Raw genomic sequence first — 19,266 nt, 5'->3', positions numbered from 1 at the left:
GGGCGGCTCCCTGGAGATGCCGGATCGGGGGCGCAGGGGGCGCCCCTGCGAGATGCCGAAGCCCGGAGCCGGGCGTCGCCCCCCCCAGAGCGGCCGCGCGGGGCCGGGGGCACCCCCAGGACACAACAGCTGGGCCCAGGGCCGCCTGGAGGTACGGCGGTCGAAGTCCTGGGGCAGCCCCAGAGGCGCAGCAGTCAGGGGCCCCGGGCCGCCCCGAGGTGATGCGATGGCGCCCGGCAGGTGTCAGGGGTGCAGGAGTACCAGGTCGTCGCGGTGGATGACCTCGCGTTCGTAGGCCGGGCCCAGTTCGCGGGCCAGTTCTCGGGTGGAGCGGCCGAGAAGCTGGGGGATCTCCTTGGCGTCGAAGTTCACGAGGCCGCGGGCCACCGCGCGTCCTTCGGCGTCCCGCAGCTCCACCGGGTCCCCGGCGACGAACTCGCCCTCCACGGCGGCGATCCCGGCCGGCAGCAGGGACTTGCGCCGCTCGACGACCGCCCGTACCGCTCCGTCGTCCAGCGTGAGGGAGCCCTGCGGGGTGGAGGCGTGCTGCAGCCACAGCAGCCGGTCGGCGGAGCGCTTGCCGGCGGGGTGGAAGTAGGTGCCGGTGTCACCACCGTGCAGGGCCTCGGCGGCGTGGATCGCGCTGGTCAGGACGACGGGGATGCCCGCGGCTGCCGCGATCCGGGCCGCCTCGACCTTGGTGACCATGCCGCCGGTGCCGACGCCGGCCTTGCCCGCGCTGCCGATCTCGACGTGCGCGAGATCCTCGGGCCCGCGTACCTCGGCTATCCGCGAGGTGCCCGGCCTGCTCGGATCGCCGTCGTACACGCCGTCGACGTCGGACAGCAGCACCAGCAGGTCGGCGTGGACGAGGTGGGCGACGAGGGCGGCGAGCCGGTCGTTGTCGCCGAAGCGGATCTCGTCGGTGGCAACCGTGTCGTTCTCGTTGACGATCGGGAACGCACCCATCGCGAGCAGCTTGTCGAGGGTGCGGGAGGCGTTGCGGTGGTGGGCGCGGCGGCTCATGTCGTCGGAGGTGAGCAGCACCTGCCCGACCCGGACGCCGTAGCGGGCGAAGGAGGCGGTGTAGCGGGCGACCAGCAGGCCCTGGCCGACGCTGGCAGCCGCCTGCTGACGCGCGAGGTCCTTGGGACGGCGGCGCAGGCCCAGCGGTGCGAGCCCCGCGGCGATGGCGCCGGAGGAGACCAGGACGATCTCCTTCTCCCCGCCGCTGCGGCTCTTGGCGAGGACGTCGACGAGCGCGTCGACACGGTCGGCGTCCAGGCCGCCGGACGCGGTGGTCAGCGACGAGGAACCCACCTTGACGACGATCCTGCGGGCCTCGCTCACGGCCTGCCTTGCCCCTGCCACCTTGTTCTTCCGTCCCCTCGCACGCTCAGGCTCCCCCGGCAATCTACGCGAAGGGGACCGCGCCCCGCGCGCCGGTCCGGTCCCCGGACAGAAGATCGTCGTCCTTGCGGTCGAGGAGGCCCTCCACCAGCGCCCGCTCCCCGCTCCGGGGGATGTGCCCCGCACCCCTTCAGGGCGCGGCCCGGCCGTCAGGCCGCCGCGGCAGTTCCGCTCGCGCCCGCCCGGGCCTTGATCACCCTGCGTGCCTTGCGCACCGCCCGCTTCACCACCGAGACGACGGAGTGTTCGCGGTAGCCCGCGACGGCCCGGGCCTCCCGGGGTGCGGCGAGGTAGACGGAGTCGGGTATGGCTGCCGTCGCGTCGCGGAAGTGCGGGTAGGCGAGGTACACCTCCCGGCCCTTCTTCTCCAGGAGTGCCTCCGCCTGCTTCTTCGCCTTCACGAACTGCACGACGGGCACGAGGAGCTCGGGCCGCTGCTCGGCGACGAGGTGCAGTCGCAGCCGCTCCTCGACCTTGAGGCGGCCTGCCACGCCCTCGCTCCAGAACTCCTCCATCAGCGGCTTCGCCAGCTCGAACTTGTGCCGCCGCACCTTCTCGCTGTCCGTGAGGTACTTCGGGCCGAACTGCGGCAGCAGCGTGATCAGGAAGGGACGGACCAGGAGCATGTCGCGCTTGTCCCCGGCGGGGACGAGTTCGGCGATCAGGTTCATGAGGGCACGCGCGGAGTCGAAGCGCAGGGTGTAGCCCCCGCTCTTCGTGACGTGCTTGCCGTCGTCGCGGCCCACCAGGTAGTAGCAGGTGTAGTCGGCGAGCACGGAGACGCCGTTCGCCCGCAGATACGCCTCCATCGTGAACAGGGCGTCCTCGCCGGTCCACAGGGACTCGTCGAAGCGCATGCCGTGCCGCTCCAGGAGTTCACGGCGGAACAGCTTCTGCGCGCTCAGCGTGAACTTGATGTTGGACGAGTAGACGTCGGTGCGGTCGAGGGTCTTGCCCCACATCGACCCCGGCGGCTTGCGGTTGATGCCCTCGACGCGGCCGAGGACCACGTCCGTGCCGTTGCGGTCGGCCATGGCGACCATGCGCTCCAGGGCCTCGGGACCGAGCCGGTCGTCGGCGTCGAGGAAGAAGACATAGCGGCCGGCGGCCTTGCCCAGTCCGACGTTGCGCGGGCCGCTGGGGCCGCCGGAGTTGTCCTGACGGATCACCGTGACCGACATCGCCGCGCGGGCCGCGAACTCCTCCAGGCACTCCCCCGACCCGTCGGTGGAGCCGTCGTCCACCGCGATGACCTCGATGCGCTCCGGGTCGATGGTCTGTGCCTCGACGGACGCCAGACACTCGACCAGATACGGCATCGCTTCGTACGCCCCGATGACGACGCTCACATCAGGTTGCGTCACGGTCACTGTTTTCCCCTCGTCAACGTGATATTTCCCCCGTATCGCGTCATTCGCCAACTGAAAAGACGGCCGGCCTGGACAAGCGGTTGCCCTATGGTCAGGCTTTCGTGACTCAGGTCACATGGAGAACAGACAGCTACGGACACATGAACATACGAAGAAGGGCCCGGTTTTCGAGGATCACTCCTCGGAAACCGGGCCCTTCTCACTCGTTTCACACCGTGAGCGGCGGCCTTCTCACGCGGTGGGCGGCTGCGCCGACAGCGCGTCGGACAGTTCGTCCGCGCCGGGGGTGCCGGCCCCGGCGGCCCGGGACTCCTGGCCGAGGTTGCGGCTGTCGGCCTTGAGCGCCAGGTTTGCCACGGCGGTGTTGAACTGCTCGATGGACGTCGGGTCGTCCGGGCCGAGCAGGTACTGCTTCAGCTCCTTGCGGTCCTCCGCCAGTGTGTCGGAGGCCGGGTCGCGGACCGCGTCCAGCAGTGCGCCCAGTTCCTTGGCGCTGTTGGAGAGGATCACCGCGGCGCGCACGGCGGTGTTCTGCCGCTTGAACTCCTCGGCGCCCAGCCCGGCGGAGTCCGTGACCGCGTACGGCTTGCCACTCGCGATGAAGTCGGAGACCACGCTGGAGATGTCGGAGACCATCGCGTCGGAGACGTTGAAGCAGTCGTACAGGCGCGGCTCGGCGCCCTCGATGACACGGTGCTCCCACGCCGGGAAGGAGCGCCAGTAGGCCTCGTTCCACTCGCCGCGCAGCCGGGCGACCTCCTCGTACCTGTCGACGTCGACCACACCGTCACGGGTGGCCTCGGCCTCGTCGGCCCTCTCGCCTCCGGTGCCGACCAGTTCGGCGATCCGGGCCTCGATGCGGACGAGGTCGGCCTTCGCCTTCTCCTGCTCGGCCGGGTCGGAGGTGAAGCGGGAGTCGGCGGCGCGCTCGGCGGCGGCAGCCTCGACCAGGGCGACGATGCGCCGGTGGGCCGCGGCGGCCTTGGGGAGCACCGTGCCCGTGAAGGGGTGCGGCTTGTACAGGACACGCACCGGCGGGTCGGCCTTGACCAGCTTCTTCACGATGTTCTCGCCGGCGAGCATGATCGAGGTGTTGCCCGGGTCGCCGTCCCAGCCCTCCCAGGTGGGCGCGTACAGCACGGTCGGACAGCGCCCATCGGCGGCTGCGCCGCGGGGCCCCTCCGGCACGCCCTCCCACCCCTGGATCGGCGCCAGCTGCGGGCGGCCGACCTCCACGATGTCCTCGTCGCGGACGCCGACATCGGCTATGGCATAGCGGTCGCGGCCCGCGCGGCCGGCGGTCCACACCTCGTCGTAGGCCTTGCTGAACGGGTTGACGCTGGCCAGCTTGTCGCTGTCACCATGGCCGATGAAGACGTGCTTCATGGTGGGCACGCGCAGCAGGTGGATGTTCTTGCCGACGTTCGCGGCGTACAGCGCGACGCGCACCGTGGACAGGTCCATGTTCATCAGATGCACCCCTCCGGGCACGCAGATGACGGGGACCGTGGTGGGCGCCAGGTTCTGCAGGATGACCCGCTCGCGCAGGATGATCAGGGGCCGGGAGTCCAGCTGCTCCATGGTCTCCAGCCACATGTTGACCTGGTAGGCGGAGTCCTTGGAGCCGGAGAAGTACAGCACCGTCTGCGGCTTGTACTCGTGCAGCCAGTCGTCGACGGCCGCGAGGACCTTGTCGGCGTTGGGCGGGATCTTGCGGCCGCGGACGTACGGCACGAGCGCGAGGACGTACAGGCTGCCCAGGCCGAGGGTGATGCCGATGCCGACGAAGCCGGCAACGGAGGAGCCCGCCTCCGCGGAGATCAGGATGCCGACGACGGCCGCGAGGTCGAGGTGGAGCATCTTCTCCGCCGACCGGTCGAGCAGGCCCAGCCACGGCGCGTCCGGGATGTCGATCCGCGACTTCAGGTCGACGTTGCGGGTGGCGACCGGCAACCGGCGTCGGTTGCGGATCAGCGTGACCACGGCGCCATGGGGGGCCTGGAGGCCGTAGAACGCGATGAAACAGCCGATCGCGCCGTAGTAGATCAGGTTGTTCGCGAGGTCCAGCCGGGCCAGCAGCAGGATCAGCAGGAGCTCTCGGATCAGGAAGCGGATCGAGAGACCGGCTCTGACCTTGCTCAGCCGGTTGACCAGGTAACTGCCCTTCCGGTGCAGGTAGTGGTCGGCCAGGTACGTCACGGCGGCCGCTGCCGCGAAGGCGGGGACGCTCGGGACGAGCGCGGCCACCATGATCGCCGGGAAGCCCAGCATCATGAGGACCGCCGCGGCCAGTTCGGCCGCGCTGCCCACCCGGGCGACGCGAATAGCGGTGGATATCACGGAGAACCTGCTCTGGGAGGGGGAGTGCCGGTTTTGTTCTGAAGTGCGCAGGATTTGTGGCAATTCTATGGGAATTCGTCGGGTGTACGGATTCAGGCCCCTGCGAACACCCGGTCAATACACTGCATTGACACCGGAAAGCAGAGGCCTGAATAACGGAAGACTAATTCCCGTCGATTATTACATGCCGTCCTGTCGGTCGAGCACCGAGGCCAGCGCCTGCTCGAAGCCGGAGGCCTTCGCCGCGCCCGCCGTCGGGTCCTGCTGGCGGACGTCGATGACATGGCCGGTCAACTCCGACAGCAGCACGTCCAGCGAGGTGCGGGCCACGGCCTCGGAGGAGAGCAGCGAACCCTCGGGCTCCTGGCCGAAGGCCTTGGTGCGCATGGGCGTCGCGGTGCGCTCCGGGTTGACGCAGTTGACGCGGATGCCGTCGCCGGCCCACTCGTCGGACAGGGCCTGGGTGAGGTTCACCATGGCGGCCTTGGTCGAGGAGTAGAGGCTGTACTCGGCGCGGCCGCGGGTGTAGCTGCTGGAGGTGTACAGCAGCAGCTGGCCCTTGGTCTCCGCCAGGTACTTGTACGCGGAACGGGCGATCTGCACCGGGGCCAGGTAGTTGACCTTCAGCGCTTCCTCGATGGTCGCGTTGTCGGTCTCGGCCAGCTTGCCGATGCGCAGCACACCCGCGGTGTTGACGACGTAGTCGATGCGGCCGGTCTCCGCGTACGCCTTGGACAGCGCGTCGTCGACCTCCTCCGGGTTCTCCACGTGCGTACCGGTGGTGGAACGGCCCAGCGCGTACACCTTGGAGCCGTAGGACTCGGCGAGTTCGGCGATGTCCTTGCCGATGCCGTAGGAGCCGCCGAAGATCACGACGGTCTTGCCGGTGAGCAGCTCGCGGTAGGCCTCCTCGCTCACCTGCTCGGGCGCGGCCGTGGAGGCGAGCTGGAACAGCTTGTCGGCGATGAAGACGTCGACCGGCTGGGTGACCTTCATGTTGTACTCGTCGCCCGCGACGACGTGGATCGGCACGTCCGGCAGGTACTTCAGCACGACGGAGCAGTCGTCCGTGGCCTGGAAGTTGGGGTCGCCGGCCGCGACCTCGTACGCCCTGCGGATGGTGGACAGCTTGAAGGCCTGCGGGGTCTGCCCGCGGCGCAGCCGGGAGCGGTCCGGGATCTCGGTGATGAACTCGCCGTCCTCGCCGTGCGTGCGCGTGACGATGATGGTGTCCGCGGACGGGATGGCGACGTCGACGGCCTGGTAGCGCTCGAGGGCGGCCACGCAGTCGTCGATCACGCGCTGCGCGAGCAGGGGGCGTACGGCATCGTGGAACAGGACGTTGAGGTCCTCGCCCTCGGCCAGGCCCTCGCCGAGGGCCTCGATGGCGCGCTCGGTGGTCTCGTTCCGGGTCGAGCCGCCCTCGATGATCTTCTTGACCTTCTTGAACCCGGCCTTGGCGACGATCTTCTCGACGTCGGGCACGTATCCCGGCGCCATCAGCACGATGACGTCGTCGATCGAGTCGGCCTTCTCGAAGGTGGTCAGGGTGTGCTCGATGACTGCCTTGCCGGCGATCTTCAGCAGCTGCTTGGGGATCGAAAGACCCACACGCTGGCCGGTACCACCGGCCAGGATCACTGCGGTGGTACGGGGCTTGGCTATGTGCTGGGACACAGAGGACCTACCTTGGGGCGACAGGGAACCCGGAAATGGTCCCACTTGCGGTTACCGCTGTGCAAGGTGAGCGCCGTTCGCTGCATATGTGCGCGCCATCTGTCATTCACCTGGCACTGCTGGTGACGGTGGGACCACCTCGCTCGGCTGCCGCGGAATTGCTGTGAGTAACTGCACAGCCCCTGACCGGATCGTCGAGGACCCGTACGCCCGTATGGGCGATGCGGTCAATCATCTCGGCACCGATCCCGGTGGCGGCCTCGACGGCCCACTGCGGGGTCGAGGTCTTCACGTCCTGCGGCGCCCGGCTGCACGCGTTCTTCATAACGCGTGACCGCGCCGTTGCGAACGAGCCTGGAATACAGCCCGGCGGGCAGTCCATTGCCCCGGAATTCCCTTTGGGGATTCCGCAGCATTTCGGTCCCGGCGTGGGTGGGGAGCTCAGACCGTCCGCACGCCGGGTCGGCCCGATTCCACCCGCAGCCGCGCCAGCGTGCTCGGCGTGGCGGTCGGCCGGCGGACCGTGTCCACCACCCTCACCTGCGCGTCGATGCCGTCGCGGTCGATGTCGAAGAGGTGGTAGCCGCGGTGGGCGTCGATCAGCTTCCAGTGCGGGTTGTCCGGCATCCGCGGGTCCCACTCGGCGTGGAAGGCGGCCTGGTCCTGGTCGCCGTTGCTGGAGATGGACGTCCCCACGAACTCGGCGCCGACGACCTCGGAGTCCGGGTCGTCGTAGTCGGTCTTGAGGTCGCTGATCATCGTGAGGTGGCGGTCGCCGCTGAGCACGACCGGGTTGCGGATGTCGGCGAACTCCTCCAGCAGGGCATTGCGTTCGACCTGGTAGCCGTCCCAGGCGTCGTAGTACCAGAGCTTGCCCTCGCCGATCTGCAGATCGGTCTCGGCCATCATTATCTGCGAGGCGATCAGGTTCCAGCGGGCCGGCGAGTCGTGCAGCCCGTCCAGCAGCCACTGCTTCTGCTCGGCGCCGAGCATCGTGAGCGCCGGGTTCTCGGCGGCCTCCTGGCTGGTCACCTGGTCGCTGCGGAACTGCCGGGTGTCCAGGACGTTCAGGCGGACCAGGCGGCCGAACTCCAGCCGTCGGTACATCTGGATGTGCGGGCCGTTCGGGATCGCGGAGGCACGGACCGGCATGTGCTCGTAGTACGCCTGGAAGGCCGCCGTCAGCCGGGCCACGAACGCGTCGTGCGACTGCTTGTCGGGGTCCTGCGGGATCTCCCCGGCCCAGTCGTTGTCGACCTCGTGGTCGTCGAAGGTGACCACCCAGGGCGTGTGCGCGTGCACCGCGGCGAGGTCGGGGTCGGTCTTGTACTGCGCGTACCGGTTGCGGTACTGCTCCAGGGTGTACGGCTCCCCGATGCCCTCGTGCCTGCGCACGGCCGTGGCCGACGGCGTGGACTCGTAGATGTAGTCGCCGACGAAGAGGACGAAGTCGGGGTCCTGGTCGAGCATGTCGGCGTACGGCGTGAAATAGCCGTGCTGCCAGTTCTGGCAGGAGGCGAGAGCCACGCGCAACGAGCCGCCCCTGCTGTGCGGGTGCGGAGCGGTGCGGGTGCGGCCGGTGGGCGAGATCTGGCCGCCGGCGCGAAAGCGGTACCAGTACGAGCGGTCCGGGCGCAGGCCCCGTACGTCCACGTGAACGCTGTGCCCGTACTCGGGCCGAGCCTGGGCGACGCCCCGGCGCACGGGCTTTCTGAACCGGTCGTCCTCCGCGAGCTCCCACTCCACCGGGACCACGGCGTCGGGCATGCCTCCGCCGTTCAGGGGGTCGGGGGCGAGCCGGGTCCACAGCACGATGCCGTCGTGCAGCGGGTCGCCGGAGGCGATACCGAGGCTGAACACGCCGTCGGGCAGGGTGGCTTCGGCCGCGCGGGCCGTGCCCGGCAGCCAGAGCTGGGCGGACGCGGCGGCGCCGAGGACGGCGGCACCGGCGGTGAGAAAGCGGCGTCGGTCGGGCGAGATTGCTCCGGTCATCGCGAACTCCCCTGTCTCGCAAGACTCTCGGACACGTGAAAGCTCACGCAGCCGGGCGGTCCACCCGCTGAACGAAGGCCTTCGCGTGCATGACAAATGGGCAGACAACAGAAGGCCCGTTGCGACACGGGAACAACACGACGAAGTGATTTTGCCGCAACGGGCCTCACATGCCGTCAATTGACACCGGGCAAGGGGCCGTTCAGTGAGCGAAGTTCAAGCCGAGTTCGGCGTCGGAGGCGATCGGGACGGCACCGTCGAAGATGTTTTCGCCCGGTGAACCCACGGAGAGCCCGGCGCGTGAACTCAGCGGGTGAACTCGCTCCCGAGCCGGGCGAGTTCGGGGTCCGTACCGAGGGCGTTGGCGCCGAAGGAGACGGAGCCGGTGGTGGTGACCCCGGAGGCAGTGGAACGGAATCCCCATACCGAACCGGCATTCGAGTTCTCACCGGGCGCACCGACGACAAGATCCGCGCGCCTGTTGGGGGTCCCCCCGCTCGAGCGAAGTCGAGAGTGGGGGAGGTCGCCGTCGAGGAGAGTGACCGCCTCGCCGAAGCGGTCGGAGCGCTCGGCGGCGCCCGGGACGCCTGCCGTGTTCTGGCTGAACACCTTCGTACCGGCGCCGGTGGGCCCGGACGCGCTGCCGGGAACGACGGCGACCGTCCCGGCGTCCTGTATGCCCGAGAAGTCCTCACCGGGAACACCGACCGCGATGTCGGCGTAACCGTCCCCGTTCACATCCCCGACCGCGACATCCGTACCGAAGAGATCGCCGGACTCCGTCGCACCCGGCACGCCGGGCGTGTCCTGGTCGATCGTGCGCGGATCGGCGGCCTGTGGTCCCTGCGACGTACCGAGCACGACGCCGATGCGCTCGCCGTACTCACTCGGGTCGGGCGTGCCTTCACCGGAGTACGCGGCCCGAGGCCGGCCGAAGACGAGATCGTCCCGCCCGTCGCCGTTGACGTCGCCGAGCGCGATGCTCTCACCGCCCTCGATCTCCCGCCCCTCGCCGTCCTTCAGACGCACCGGCGAGGCGAGACCGCTCCGGGTGCCGTGCAGGTAGAAGAGGGTGTGCCCGACGTTCTGGTCGCCCGGGTCGTCGAAGTCGAACGGCCCGGTCAGCACGACCACGTCGCTGATGCCGTCCCCGTCGACGTCCCCGCTCGCCACGTCCAGCACCTGCACATCGGCGTCGGTGAACGAGATGCCCTGGCTGCGGGCCGGCACTCCGGCACGGCTGAACGGCCCCGACTCCAGCGACGCGGGCCCCGCCAGGTCGGCGTGCCCGTCCCCGTCGAAGTCACCGGCGACGACGCGCGCGGAACCGTCGATGAGGGCGCCCGGCAGAATCGTCCCGCCGGAAAGCCCGCGCTTCCCGCCCCACAGCACCGTCACACTGCCGTGCCGGGCCACTCCGCCCTGCGTCCACTGCTCCCCCGCCGCCGGGACCACGAGATCGGTGTAGCCGTCGCCGTCCAGGTCACCGGCGGTGAGATGGGCACCGAAGTGGTCACCCGCCTCGGGCGTGCCGGGGACACCCGACGTCGCCTGCGTGAAGACCTGCTTGCTCGCCAGGTTCAGCCCATGCGCCGACCCGTACACGACGGCGACGTAACCGGCGGCCTTCTTACCGCCGACCGTGGCGCCCGGCGCCCCGGTGGCGAGGTCCTCGTACCCGTCACCGTTGAAGTCCTGCCGGACACTCTTCACCGCGGCGGGCTGTGCATGGGCGAGCGGCGAGACCACACCGGTCGCGGCAAGCAGAGCGATGGCGACCGCGACGGCACGCCGCGTTCTGGGTACGACTACGGACTCGGACACGTCGACTCCGGGAATCTGAAGGGCAGTTGACCACGGAGGGACCAAGATCCCCATCCGCGTTGCCCAGTACGACTCCCGGTGAGCCGAGGGGGTTGCCCTGAAGTGCGTGGCGATTTTCCCCGCCGTTAACCCTCCAGCCCGTCGTGGGGGTCCCCCCCCGCTCGAGCGAAGCCGAGAGTGGGGGAGTTTGAGGACGAGGCCGTTCAGGCCGAAGCGGGGGCCTGGGGGCGTAAGCCCCCAGACGGCGACGCAACCGCCGGGTGCCTACTCCCCGAACGGTTCGAACCCGCCGTACTCCTGAAATGCTTCGTCGCGCTCGGCCTGCCGATCGCGACGCCGCTGCGCCGCAGGCCTGGGCGCCTCGAACCGGTGGTCCTCGCCACGACGGCCCAGCATCTCCGCCCCGGCCATCACCGACGGCTCCCAGTCGAAGACGACGGCGTTCTCCTCGGGTCCGATGGCGACACCGTCGCCCGACCGGGCCCCCGCCTTCATCAACTCCTCTTCCACACCGAGGCGGTTGAGGCGGTCCGCGAGATACCCGACGGCCTCGTCGTTGTTGAAGTCGGTCTGCCGCACCCAGCGCTCGGGCTTCTCGCCCCGCACCCGGAACAGCCCGTCGTCCTCGCGTGTCACCGTGAAGCCCGCGTCGTCGACCGCCTTGGGCCGGATGACGATCCGCGTCGCCTCCTCCTTCGGCTTCGCGGCACGCGCCTTCGCCACCAGGTCGGCCAGCGCGAACGACAGTTCCTTCAGCCCGAGATGGGCCACGGCCGACACCTCGAAGACCCGGTATCCGCGCGCCTCCAGATCCGGGCGCGCCATCTCGGCGAGGTCCTTGCCGTCCGGTACGTCGATCTTGTTCAGTACGACGATCCGCGGCCGCCGGTCGAGCCCGCCGTACTGCTTCAGCTCCTCCTCGATGACATCGAGGTCGGAGACGGGGTCCCGCTCGGACTCCAGCGTCGCCGTGTCCAGCACATGCACCAGCACACTGCACCGCTCGACGTGCCGCAGGAACTCGAGGCCCAGCCCCTTGCCCTGGCTGGCGCCCGGGATCAGCCCCGGTACGTCCGCGATGGTGTACACGGTCGAACCGGCCGTCACGACACCCAGGTTGGGCACGAGGGTCGTGAACGGATAGTCGGCGATCTTCGGCTTGGCCGCCGACAGCACCGAGATCAGCGAGGACTTGCCGGCGCTCGGGTAGCCCACCAGCGCCACGTCCGCGACCGTCTTCAGCTCCAGGACGATGTCCTGGAGATCACCGGGGACACCGAGCAGCGCGAACCCGGGCGCCTTGCGGCGCGCGGAGGCGAGCGCCGCGTTGCCGAGCCCGCCGCGGCCGCCCTGTGCGGCGACGTACGAGGTGCCGTGTCCGACGAGGTCGGCGAGCACATTGCCGGCCTTGTCGAGGACGACGGTGCCGTCCGGCACGGGCAGCACCAGGTCCTGGCCGTCCTTGCCCGAGCGGTTTCCGCCCTCACCGGGCTTGCCGTTGGTGGCCTTGCGGTGCGGGGAGTGGTGGTAGTCGAGAAGCGTCGTCACCGACTGGTCGACGGTCAGGATGACGTCACCGCCACGCCCGCCGTTGCCGCCGTCGGGTCCGCCGAGCGGCTTGAACTTCTCACGGTGGACGGAGGCACAGCCGTGGCCTCCGTTACCCGCGGCGACATGCAGCTCGACGCGGTCCACGAAGGTGGTCATGTGGGGTGCCTCCAGAACATACGGGAATGTCTCTTACGTAACACGCGAAAGGCGGACCCGCTTCCCGCACGGGAAGTGAGGTCCGCCTCGCGAAGAATTCCGGTCAGGCGACCGGAACGATGTTCACGACCTTGCGGCCACGGTGGGTACCGAACTCCACCGCACCGGGCTGCAGCGCGAACAGCGTGTCGTCGCCGCCACGGCCGACGCCCGCGCCGGGGTGGAAGTGGGTGCCGCGCTGGCGGACGATGATCTCACCCGCGTTGACGACCTGACCGCCGAAGCGCTTCACGCCGAGCCGCTGGGCGTTCGAGTCGCGACCGTTCCGGGTGGACGATGCGCCCTTCTTGTGTGCCATCTCTCCTCAGTCCCTTACTTCGCAGCCGTGGGGATCTCAGTGACCTTGATCGCCGTGTACTGCTGGCGGTGGCCCTGACGACGGCGGTAGCCGGTCTTGTTCTTGTAGCGCAGAATGTCGATCTTCTGGCCCTTGTGGTGGTCCACGACCTCGGCCTGGACCTTGATGCCGGCCAGCACCCACGGGTCGCTGGTCACAGCGTCGCCGTCGACAACGAGCAGGGTCGAGAGCTCGACCGTGTCGCCAACCTTGGCGGTGGAAATCTTGTCAACCTCAACGATGTCGCCGACAGCAACCTTGTGCTGGCGACCACCGCTGCGCACGATGGCGTACACGCGGATCTCACTCTCTCGCTCGGGAACGGCACCCCCGCAGTCCAGCCACCCGGCACGGGCAGCCTCTCCGGAGCACCCAGTGCCCTGGAGGAATGAGGTTTACGGGGATGTGGCGCGCCCATATCCAAGGACACGCCGACGGTCAAGGTTACGGGGCCGTGGCCGGAGGGGTCAAACCGGGCCGGGCCCCGCACACGTGCGGCCGGTCACAGGGACCGGCCGCACAGGGCACTGCTCAGCTCTCGTCGGCGGCGGCCGAGACCGAGGTCTTCTTCGCCGTCGACTTGGCCGCGGCCGTCTTGGCGGTCTTCGCCGCCTTCTTGGCCGTGACCTTCTTCGCCGCGGTCTTCTTGGCGGCCGCGGTCTTCTTGGTGGCGGCCTTCTTCGCGGTGGCCTTCTTGGCCGTCTTGCGAGCGGCCGTCTTCTTGGCCGGAGCCGCCTCCTCGGCGCTCTCCTCCGCGGCAGCCGGCTCCTCCGCACCCGAGGAGACGACCACGACGGCCGTCTCCTCGGACGCGGTCGGCGCGGCCTCCTTGCGCACGGCACGGCGCCGCGGGCGGGCCGGAGCGGCGCTCTCGGCCGGAACCTCGGGCTCCGCGACGGCCTCAGCCGGCGTGGCCTCCGCGACCGGCGCCGTCTCGGCGACCGTCACCACGGTGGCCTCGGCCCCCGCGGGCGACCCGGCCGGCGCGGACACCTTGCGGGTCGCACGACGGCGCGTACGCCCCTTGGGCGCTGCCTCGTCCGTGGCCGGGGCCTCGGCCGGAACCACGGCGTCCTCGACGGCCGCGGGCTCGGCCAGCGCCTCGGCGGCGGGCTCCGGCTGCACCGGACGCTCCACCTCTTCCTCGGCCGTCACGTCCTGCGCGGTCGGCGCCTCGGCCTCCTCGTACCTCGGCGCCTCACGCCGGGGCGCACCCGCCGGGGCGGACGCGCGACGGCTCGCGCGGCGCCGCGAACGGCCACGGCCGACCGCGGCCTCCGCCTCGGCGACGCTGCTGTACAGCTCCTCGTCCGGCGCGAAGGCGGGCGCGGAGAGCGCGACCGGCTCGGCGACCTCGGCGGCGACCTCGGCCTCGGTCTCCTCGGCCTCCGGAGCCTCGAGGGCCACCGCGGCCTCGTGCACGTGCTCGTGCCCGTCGCCGCCGCGCCCGCGCTTCTTGCGCTTGCCGCCGCCACCGGCGGAGGTCGGCTGCTCCATGTGCACGATGACGCCGCGGCCGTTGCAGTGGACGCAGGTCTCGGAGAAGGACTCAAGGAGGCCCTGGCCGACCCGCTTGCGGGTCATCTGAACCAGGCCCAGCGAGGTGACCTCGGCGACCTGGTGCTTCGTACGGTCCCGGCCCAGGCACTCCAGCAGGCGCCGCAGCACCAGGTCCCGGTTGGACTCCAGCACCATGTCGATGAAGTCGATGACGATGATGCCGCCGAGGTCGCGCAGCCTGAGCTGGCGCACGATCTCCTCGGCCGCCTCCAGGTTGTTCCTGGTGACGGTCTCCTCGAGGTTGCCGCCCTGGCCGGTGAACTTGCCGGTGTTGACGTCGACGACGACCATCGCCTCGGTCCGGTCGATCACCAGCGAACCGCCGCTGGGCAGCCAGACCTTGCGGTCCAGGGCCTTGGCGAGCTGCTCGTCGATCCGGTACGTGGCGAAGACGTCGACCTCACTGGTCCACTTCGACAGGCGGTCGGCGAGGTCAGGCGCGACGTGCGAGACGTAGCCGTGGATGGTCTGCCACGCGTCGTCGCCGCTGACGACGACCTTGGTGAAGTCCTCGTTGAAGATGTCGCGGACGACGCGGACGGTCATGTCCGGCTCGCCGTACAGCAGCGTCGGGGCGTTGCCGTTCTTCGACTTCTTCTGGATGTCCTCCCACTGCGCCTGGAGCCGCTCGACGTCCCTGCGCAGTTCGTCCTCGGAAGCGCCCTCCGCGGCCGTGCGGACGATGACGCCCGCGTCCTCGGGGACGATCTTCTTGAGGATGGTCTTCAGCCGGGCCCGCTCGGTGTCGGGCAGCTTGCGGCTGATGCCGGTCATCGAGCCCTCGGGGACGTACACGAGGTAGCGGCCCGGGAGGGAGACCTGGCTGGTCAGACGCGCGCCCTTGTGCCCGATCGGGTCCTTCGTCACCTGGACGAGGACCGACTGGCCGGACTTCAGGGCGGACTCGATGCGGCGCGGCCCGTTGGCCATGCCCAGCGCCTCGAAGTTGACCTCACCGGCGTACAGGACGGCGTTGCGGCCCTTGCCGATGTCGATGAACGCGGCCTCCATCGAGGGCAGCACGTTCTGGACCTTGCCCAGGTAGACGTTGCCGACGTACGAGGTCGACTGCTCCTTGTTGACGTAGTGCTCGACGAGCACGCCGTCCTCCAGGACGCCGATCTGCGTGCGCTCACCGCTCTGCCGGACGACCATCACGCGCTCGACGGCCTCGCGGCGCGCCAGGAACTCGGCCTCGGTGATGATCGGGACGCGACGGCGGCCCTGCTCACGGCCTTCACGGCGGCGCTGCTTCTTGGCCTCCAGACGCGTGGAGCCCTTGATGGACTGCACCTCGTCGGACGGCTCGGCACCCTTTTCCCGCGCGGGACGGGGCTCGCGGACCTTGACGACGGTGCGCTCGGGGTCGCCCTCGCCGGGCTCGGTGTCCACGGAGGTGTCACCGGCACGACGACGACGGCGACGGCGACGGCGGCTGCTGGAGCTGGAGCCCCCGCTCTCGCCGGCCTCGTCCTCCTCCTCGTCGTCCTCGACCTGCTCGGCGGTGTCCTCGGCGTCCTGCGCGGCCTGTACGGCGGCCAGGTCCTCGGACTCCTCCGACTCGTCCTCGCCTGCGGACTCGGCGGACTCGCCACGACGACGGCGACGGCCCCCACGGCGACGGCGACGGCGCGAACCGGTGTCCTCGGACTCGTCGCCCTCGGCGCCGTCCTCGGCCGAATCCTCGGCCTCCTCCGCCTCGTCCTCCACGGCGGTCTCGACGGCCTGCGGCTCGGCCTCCTCACCGAACGCGGCACCGCGGCGACGACGGCGGCGCCGCACCCCGGCCTGCTCCTCGGCGAGCTCCTCCGGCTCGGTGGTCTCGGCCTCGGCGGCCGCTTCGGCGGCGGCCCGCTGCGGCGTCTGGAACTGCGGCTCGGTGAACACGGGCGCCTGGAACACGGCGACGGCGGGCCGGGCCGGCCGCCGCGGACCCTCGTCCTCGACGCTCTCGGCGCCCTCGACGGCACCGGCGCCCTGCGCGGGCTCGGCGAACCCGGTGGCGGCCTTGCGGGCGGTCCGGCGACGCGTACGCCGCGGCGCGCCGTCCTCCTCGGCCTGCTCGGCGGCCGGAGCGGCGACGGGCTCCTCGACGGCGGGCGCCTCTTCGGCACCGGCGGTCTCCTCGACCGGCGTGGACACGCGGCGCGTGGCACGACGACGCGTACGACGCGGGGCGGCGTCCTCGGCCGGCTCGACGGCCTCGGCGGCGGCCGGCTCGGCGTCCTCGGCGGCGGTCGCCTCGACGCTCTCGGGCGCCTCGCTGGGCGCCGACACACGGCGCGTGGCACGACGACGGGTCCGGGGCGGAGCGGCGTCCTCGCCCGACACGGCGGCCGCTTCGGCAGGAACCTCGGCGGCGGCCGGCTCCTCGACCGGAGCGGCAGCGGGCACCACGGTCTCGGCGGCCTCGGCGGCAGCGGGCGCCCCGGCAGGCGCGGACACCCGGCGGGTCGCACGACGACGCGTACGCGCGACGGGCGCGGGCTCCTCGACGACCGCAGGCGCCTCGGCGGCCTCTTCGGTCTCCTCGACCTCGGCGGCCTCTTCGGCCTCGTCGGGCTTCTTGTCGCTCTCGGCCGGTATGGCCGGCGCGACGATCTCCTCCGGGGTTTCGGAGGCGGCCCCGGCGGGGGGACCCGCCGGGCGTGAGGCGGCACGGCGCCGACGACGCGGCGGCAGGGTGTCGCTCGGTGTGTTCAGTTCGGAACCCTCGGTGGGTTCGGTCGGTTCGAGCATGCGGGCTTTTCTCCCGTCAGGCTCCCGGGCGCCGCGCCTGGTCCGGCGTTGATCGCCGGTGACGTCCGCGGCTCGCGCGATGCGCGGTGCCGCCGTCCGGGGCGCGGGCGCCGCACGGAAGCTCTCTGTGTCCTGTCTCGCCGGTTCCGTACACCGAATGCGTACGGCCTGGCGAAAGTCTTCTGTGTCGGTGCGCTGCCCGACCCAGGTGGCTCCCGAGTACGAGGGCGGCGCTTCGACGTCCGTCCTTCGCGGGACCTTCCTTACGCCGACGCCTTCGCGGCGGCAGCGGAATCGGCCGTGGGTAGGGCCGTCGCTGCCTCGCGGTCGGGCGCGAGCGGGTCGGTCACCGTGCCGGTCTCTTCATCGAACAGCCCCTGCGCCAGCCTGGTCACCGCTGCGGGGACCGGCGGCGCCAGGTCGGCCACGGCGCGGAGACCGGACAGGACGTCGTCGGGTCGTACGGCAGGCGTCACGTGCCGAACAACCAGCCGCAGTATCGCACAGGGCTGGTCGGTCGGCCTATCAGCCGGATCACTATGCGTTTCAAGATGTACGACCGCGGGGCGTGCGTCGAAGGTCCGCACGCCGTTCTTGGTCATGCGCTGGACCTCGACGGCCTCGGCGGTGTTGAAGGCCTGGGCGGCCCGCTCCGCCTCGGCCGGGTCCACGCCGTCCAGCCGCAGCTCCCACACGGAAGCCGTGAGCCGGTCGGCGAGGCCGGAGGTCCGGGCCTCGACCGCGTCGACGACGTCGAGCCCGGCGGGCAGCGACTCGTCGAGCAGGATCCTCAACTTCTCCGGATCCCGCGCCTCGCTGAGGGCGATCTCCAGATACTCCGCCTCACTGCCCGTGCCGGTGGGTGCGGCATTGGCGTACGACACCTTCGGATGCGGTGTGAACCCCGCCGAGTAAGCCATGGGCACCTCGGCGCGGCGCAGCGCACGCTCGAAGGCGCGCTGGAAGTCACGGTGGCTGGTGAACCGGAGGCGGCCGCGCTTGGTGTAGCGCAGTCGGATGCGCTGCACCGCGGGTGCGGGCGGCGGGCCTTCGGGCTGTCGCTTGCCCAGTGTCGTTCAGTCCTTCGTGAGAGCGGTCGTACTGCTACCAAGAGTACGTGTCTCGCGGGCCGGAGGTTCCCGGCGGTCCACAGCCTCCCTCGGCTCGGGCTCCCCGAAGAGCATCCGCCGGAACTCGGCGCGCGCCTGCCGCGCGGACTCCCGGGCGGAGGCGAGCGCCAGCCGGGTGGCCCTCCCCACGCTGCGCGCCGCCTCGGCGACGGGCCGCAGCACGGCATCCCGTACGACATGTCCCACCGGCGTGAGCACGGTCCGGTAGACCCAGCTCACCGGCTCCACGAAGATCCACCGGAAGAGGGTTGCCAGAGCCCGCCCCACGGCGAGCGAGATCCGCCCGGCCACCCGCCAGGCATGCCCGATCGCCTGCCCCACCTCGCGCCCGACGACGGCGAGGAACCGCCCGACGGGCACCAGCACCCACCGCCACAGGGCGAGCGCGGGCAGCACGAACAGCACCCGGCCCACCCAGTACAGCCCGACCCCGACCCCGGTGGCGACCATGCCCGCGAGCCACGCGACCGCCCGGCCGACCGGCGCGAGCACACGCGCGTACCCCCACACCGCGGGGACGACGACGAGATACCGCACCAGCCACGCGACAGCGGCGTACATACCGGCCCCCAGCAGGGCCAGCACCGCCCCGATCCCCCTGAGCGCCCACATCACGCCCTGTCCGACTGGCGTCAGCACGCGCGCGTACACCCACACCAGCGCCTGTCCGAGCGGGGTCAGCACATACCGGTGGAACCACTTCAGCGGCACCACGAGGAGCACGTGCCCGAGCCACCCCAGCGCCCTGCCGAGCGGCACGACGACATACCGCCACAGTCCCACGAGGGGCCACACGAACACCGCCCGCGCCACCCACAGCAGCGCCCGCCCCACCGGCCGGAAGAGGGTGTCGTTCAGAAACCGTCCGGCGACGACGAGCGCGTCCCACACCATCCGCACCGGCACCACCAGCACGAGCACGACGATCCGCACGGGAAGACGGATCGCCACGACGAGGCACCCTTCGGGCGACTGCCGCGCGGGCTGCTGTGCGGGGTGTCCGGTGGGCGGCTTCTGCAGATCCATACCCGCACAGACGCCGGGGCCGCCCGTCCGGATCCCGCGCCGGAACACCGATTAGTTCCGCAGCCCCGCGCGGTCTACCCCTGCACCAGCGAAA

At 70.7% G+C, this 19,266-nt stretch carries 13 protein-coding genes; all 13 read right to left on the bottom strand.

Translation table 11 applies throughout. The annotated features are described in order from the left end of the window. Window positions 1-243: 243 nt before the first annotated feature. On the bottom strand, window positions 244-1,350 hold the full coding sequence (gene proB / locus ACFY1U_RS00465; protein ID WP_390691933.1) for a glutamate 5-kinase: 1,107 nt from the start codon (window positions 1,348-1,350) through the stop codon (window positions 244-246). A 209-nt stretch (window positions 1,351-1,559) separates the two neighbouring features. After that, window positions 1,560-2,780 (bottom strand): glycosyltransferase family 2 protein, encoded by a 1,221-nt coding sequence (locus tag ACFY1U_RS00460; protein WP_390691932.1) that lies wholly within the window; start codon window positions 2,778-2,780, stop codon window positions 1,560-1,562. Between the two features lie 231 nt (window positions 2,781-3,011). Further along, on the bottom strand, window positions 3,012-5,120 hold the full coding sequence (locus ACFY1U_RS00455; protein ID WP_390691931.1) for a hypothetical protein: 2,109 nt from the start codon (window positions 5,118-5,120) through the stop codon (window positions 3,012-3,014). Between the two features lie 180 nt (window positions 5,121-5,300). After that, entirely contained in the window at window positions 5,301-6,797 is a 1,497-nt protein-coding gene (locus ACFY1U_RS00450) for a D-ribitol-5-phosphate cytidylyltransferase (protein WP_390691930.1), read from the bottom strand. Between the two features lie 106 nt (window positions 6,798-6,903). Next, window positions 6,904-7,122: a hypothetical protein gene (locus tag ACFY1U_RS00445; RefSeq protein WP_390691929.1), complete on the bottom strand. Its 219-nt coding sequence runs from the start codon at window positions 7,120-7,122 to the stop codon at window positions 6,904-6,906. Between the two features lie 116 nt (window positions 7,123-7,238). Then, entirely contained in the window at window positions 7,239-8,789 is a 1,551-nt protein-coding gene (locus tag ACFY1U_RS00440) for an alkaline phosphatase D family protein (RefSeq protein ID WP_390691928.1), read from the bottom strand. Window positions 8,790-9,095: 306 nt separating this feature from the next. Then, window positions 9,096-10,613, bottom strand: coding sequence for a VCBS repeat-containing protein (locus ACFY1U_RS00435; protein WP_390691927.1), 1,518 nt, complete (start codon window positions 10,611-10,613; stop codon window positions 9,096-9,098). A gap of 264 nt (window positions 10,614-10,877) precedes the next feature. Continuing rightward, window positions 10,878-12,320: a GTPase ObgE gene (obgE, locus tag ACFY1U_RS00430; RefSeq protein WP_390691926.1), complete on the bottom strand. Its 1,443-nt coding sequence runs from the start codon at window positions 12,318-12,320 to the stop codon at window positions 10,878-10,880. Window positions 12,321-12,423: 103 nt separating this feature from the next. After that, entirely contained in the window at window positions 12,424-12,678 is a 255-nt protein-coding gene (gene rpmA, locus ACFY1U_RS00425; protein WP_037854440.1) for a 50S ribosomal protein L27, read from the bottom strand. Window positions 12,679-12,692: 14 nt separating this feature from the next. Beyond that, window positions 12,693-13,013, bottom strand: coding sequence for a 50S ribosomal protein L21 (rplU, locus tag ACFY1U_RS00420; protein ID WP_003990208.1), 321 nt, complete (start codon window positions 13,011-13,013; stop codon window positions 12,693-12,695). Window positions 13,014-13,248: 235 nt separating this feature from the next. After that, complete coding sequence (locus ACFY1U_RS00415) at window positions 13,249-17,016, bottom strand: Rne/Rng family ribonuclease (RefSeq protein WP_390691925.1); 3,768 nt, start codon at window positions 17,014-17,016, stop codon at window positions 13,249-13,251. A gap of 263 nt (window positions 17,017-17,279) precedes the next feature. Beyond that, a complete protein-coding gene (locus tag ACFY1U_RS00410; RefSeq protein ID WP_390691924.1) occupies window positions 17,280-18,044 on the bottom strand; it encodes a TIGR03936 family radical SAM-associated protein in 765 nt (254 codons plus the stop codon). 48 nt (window positions 18,045-18,092) lie between these two features. After that, on the bottom strand, window positions 18,093-19,172 hold the full coding sequence (locus tag ACFY1U_RS00405) for a hypothetical protein (protein WP_390691923.1): 1,080 nt from the start codon (window positions 19,170-19,172) through the stop codon (window positions 18,093-18,095). Window positions 19,173-19,266 lie beyond the last annotated feature (94 nt).

The sequence above is a fragment of the Streptomyces sp. NPDC001351 genome (assembly GCF_042896045.1).
GTDB lineage: Bacteria > Actinomycetota > Actinomycetes > Streptomycetales > Streptomycetaceae > Streptomyces.
This window is presented reverse-complemented; position numbering and strand designations above follow the sequence as displayed.

Excerpts from the sequence above, each read along its gene's own strand:
- ACFY1U_RS00405 (WP_390691923.1), bottom strand. The coding sequence starts at position 19,172 with ATGGATCTGCAGAAGCCGCCCACCGGACACCCCGCACAGCAGCCCGCG.
- ACFY1U_RS00440 (WP_390691928.1), bottom strand. The coding sequence starts at position 8,789 with ATGACCGGAGCAATCTCGCCCGACCGACGCCGCTTTCTCACCGCCGGT.
- rpmA (WP_037854440.1), bottom strand. The coding sequence starts at position 12,678 with ATGGCACACAAGAAGGGCGCATCGTCCACCCGGAACGGTCGCGACTCG.
- ACFY1U_RS00415 (WP_390691925.1), bottom strand. The coding sequence starts at position 17,016 with ATGCTCGAACCGACCGAACCCACCGAGGGTTCCGAACTGAACACACCG.
- obgE (WP_390691926.1), bottom strand. The coding sequence starts at position 12,320 with ATGACCACCTTCGTGGACCGCGTCGAGCTGCATGTCGCCGCGGGTAAC.
- ACFY1U_RS00445 (WP_390691929.1), bottom strand. The coding sequence starts at position 7,122 with ATGAAGAACGCGTGCAGCCGGGCGCCGCAGGACGTGAAGACCTCGACC.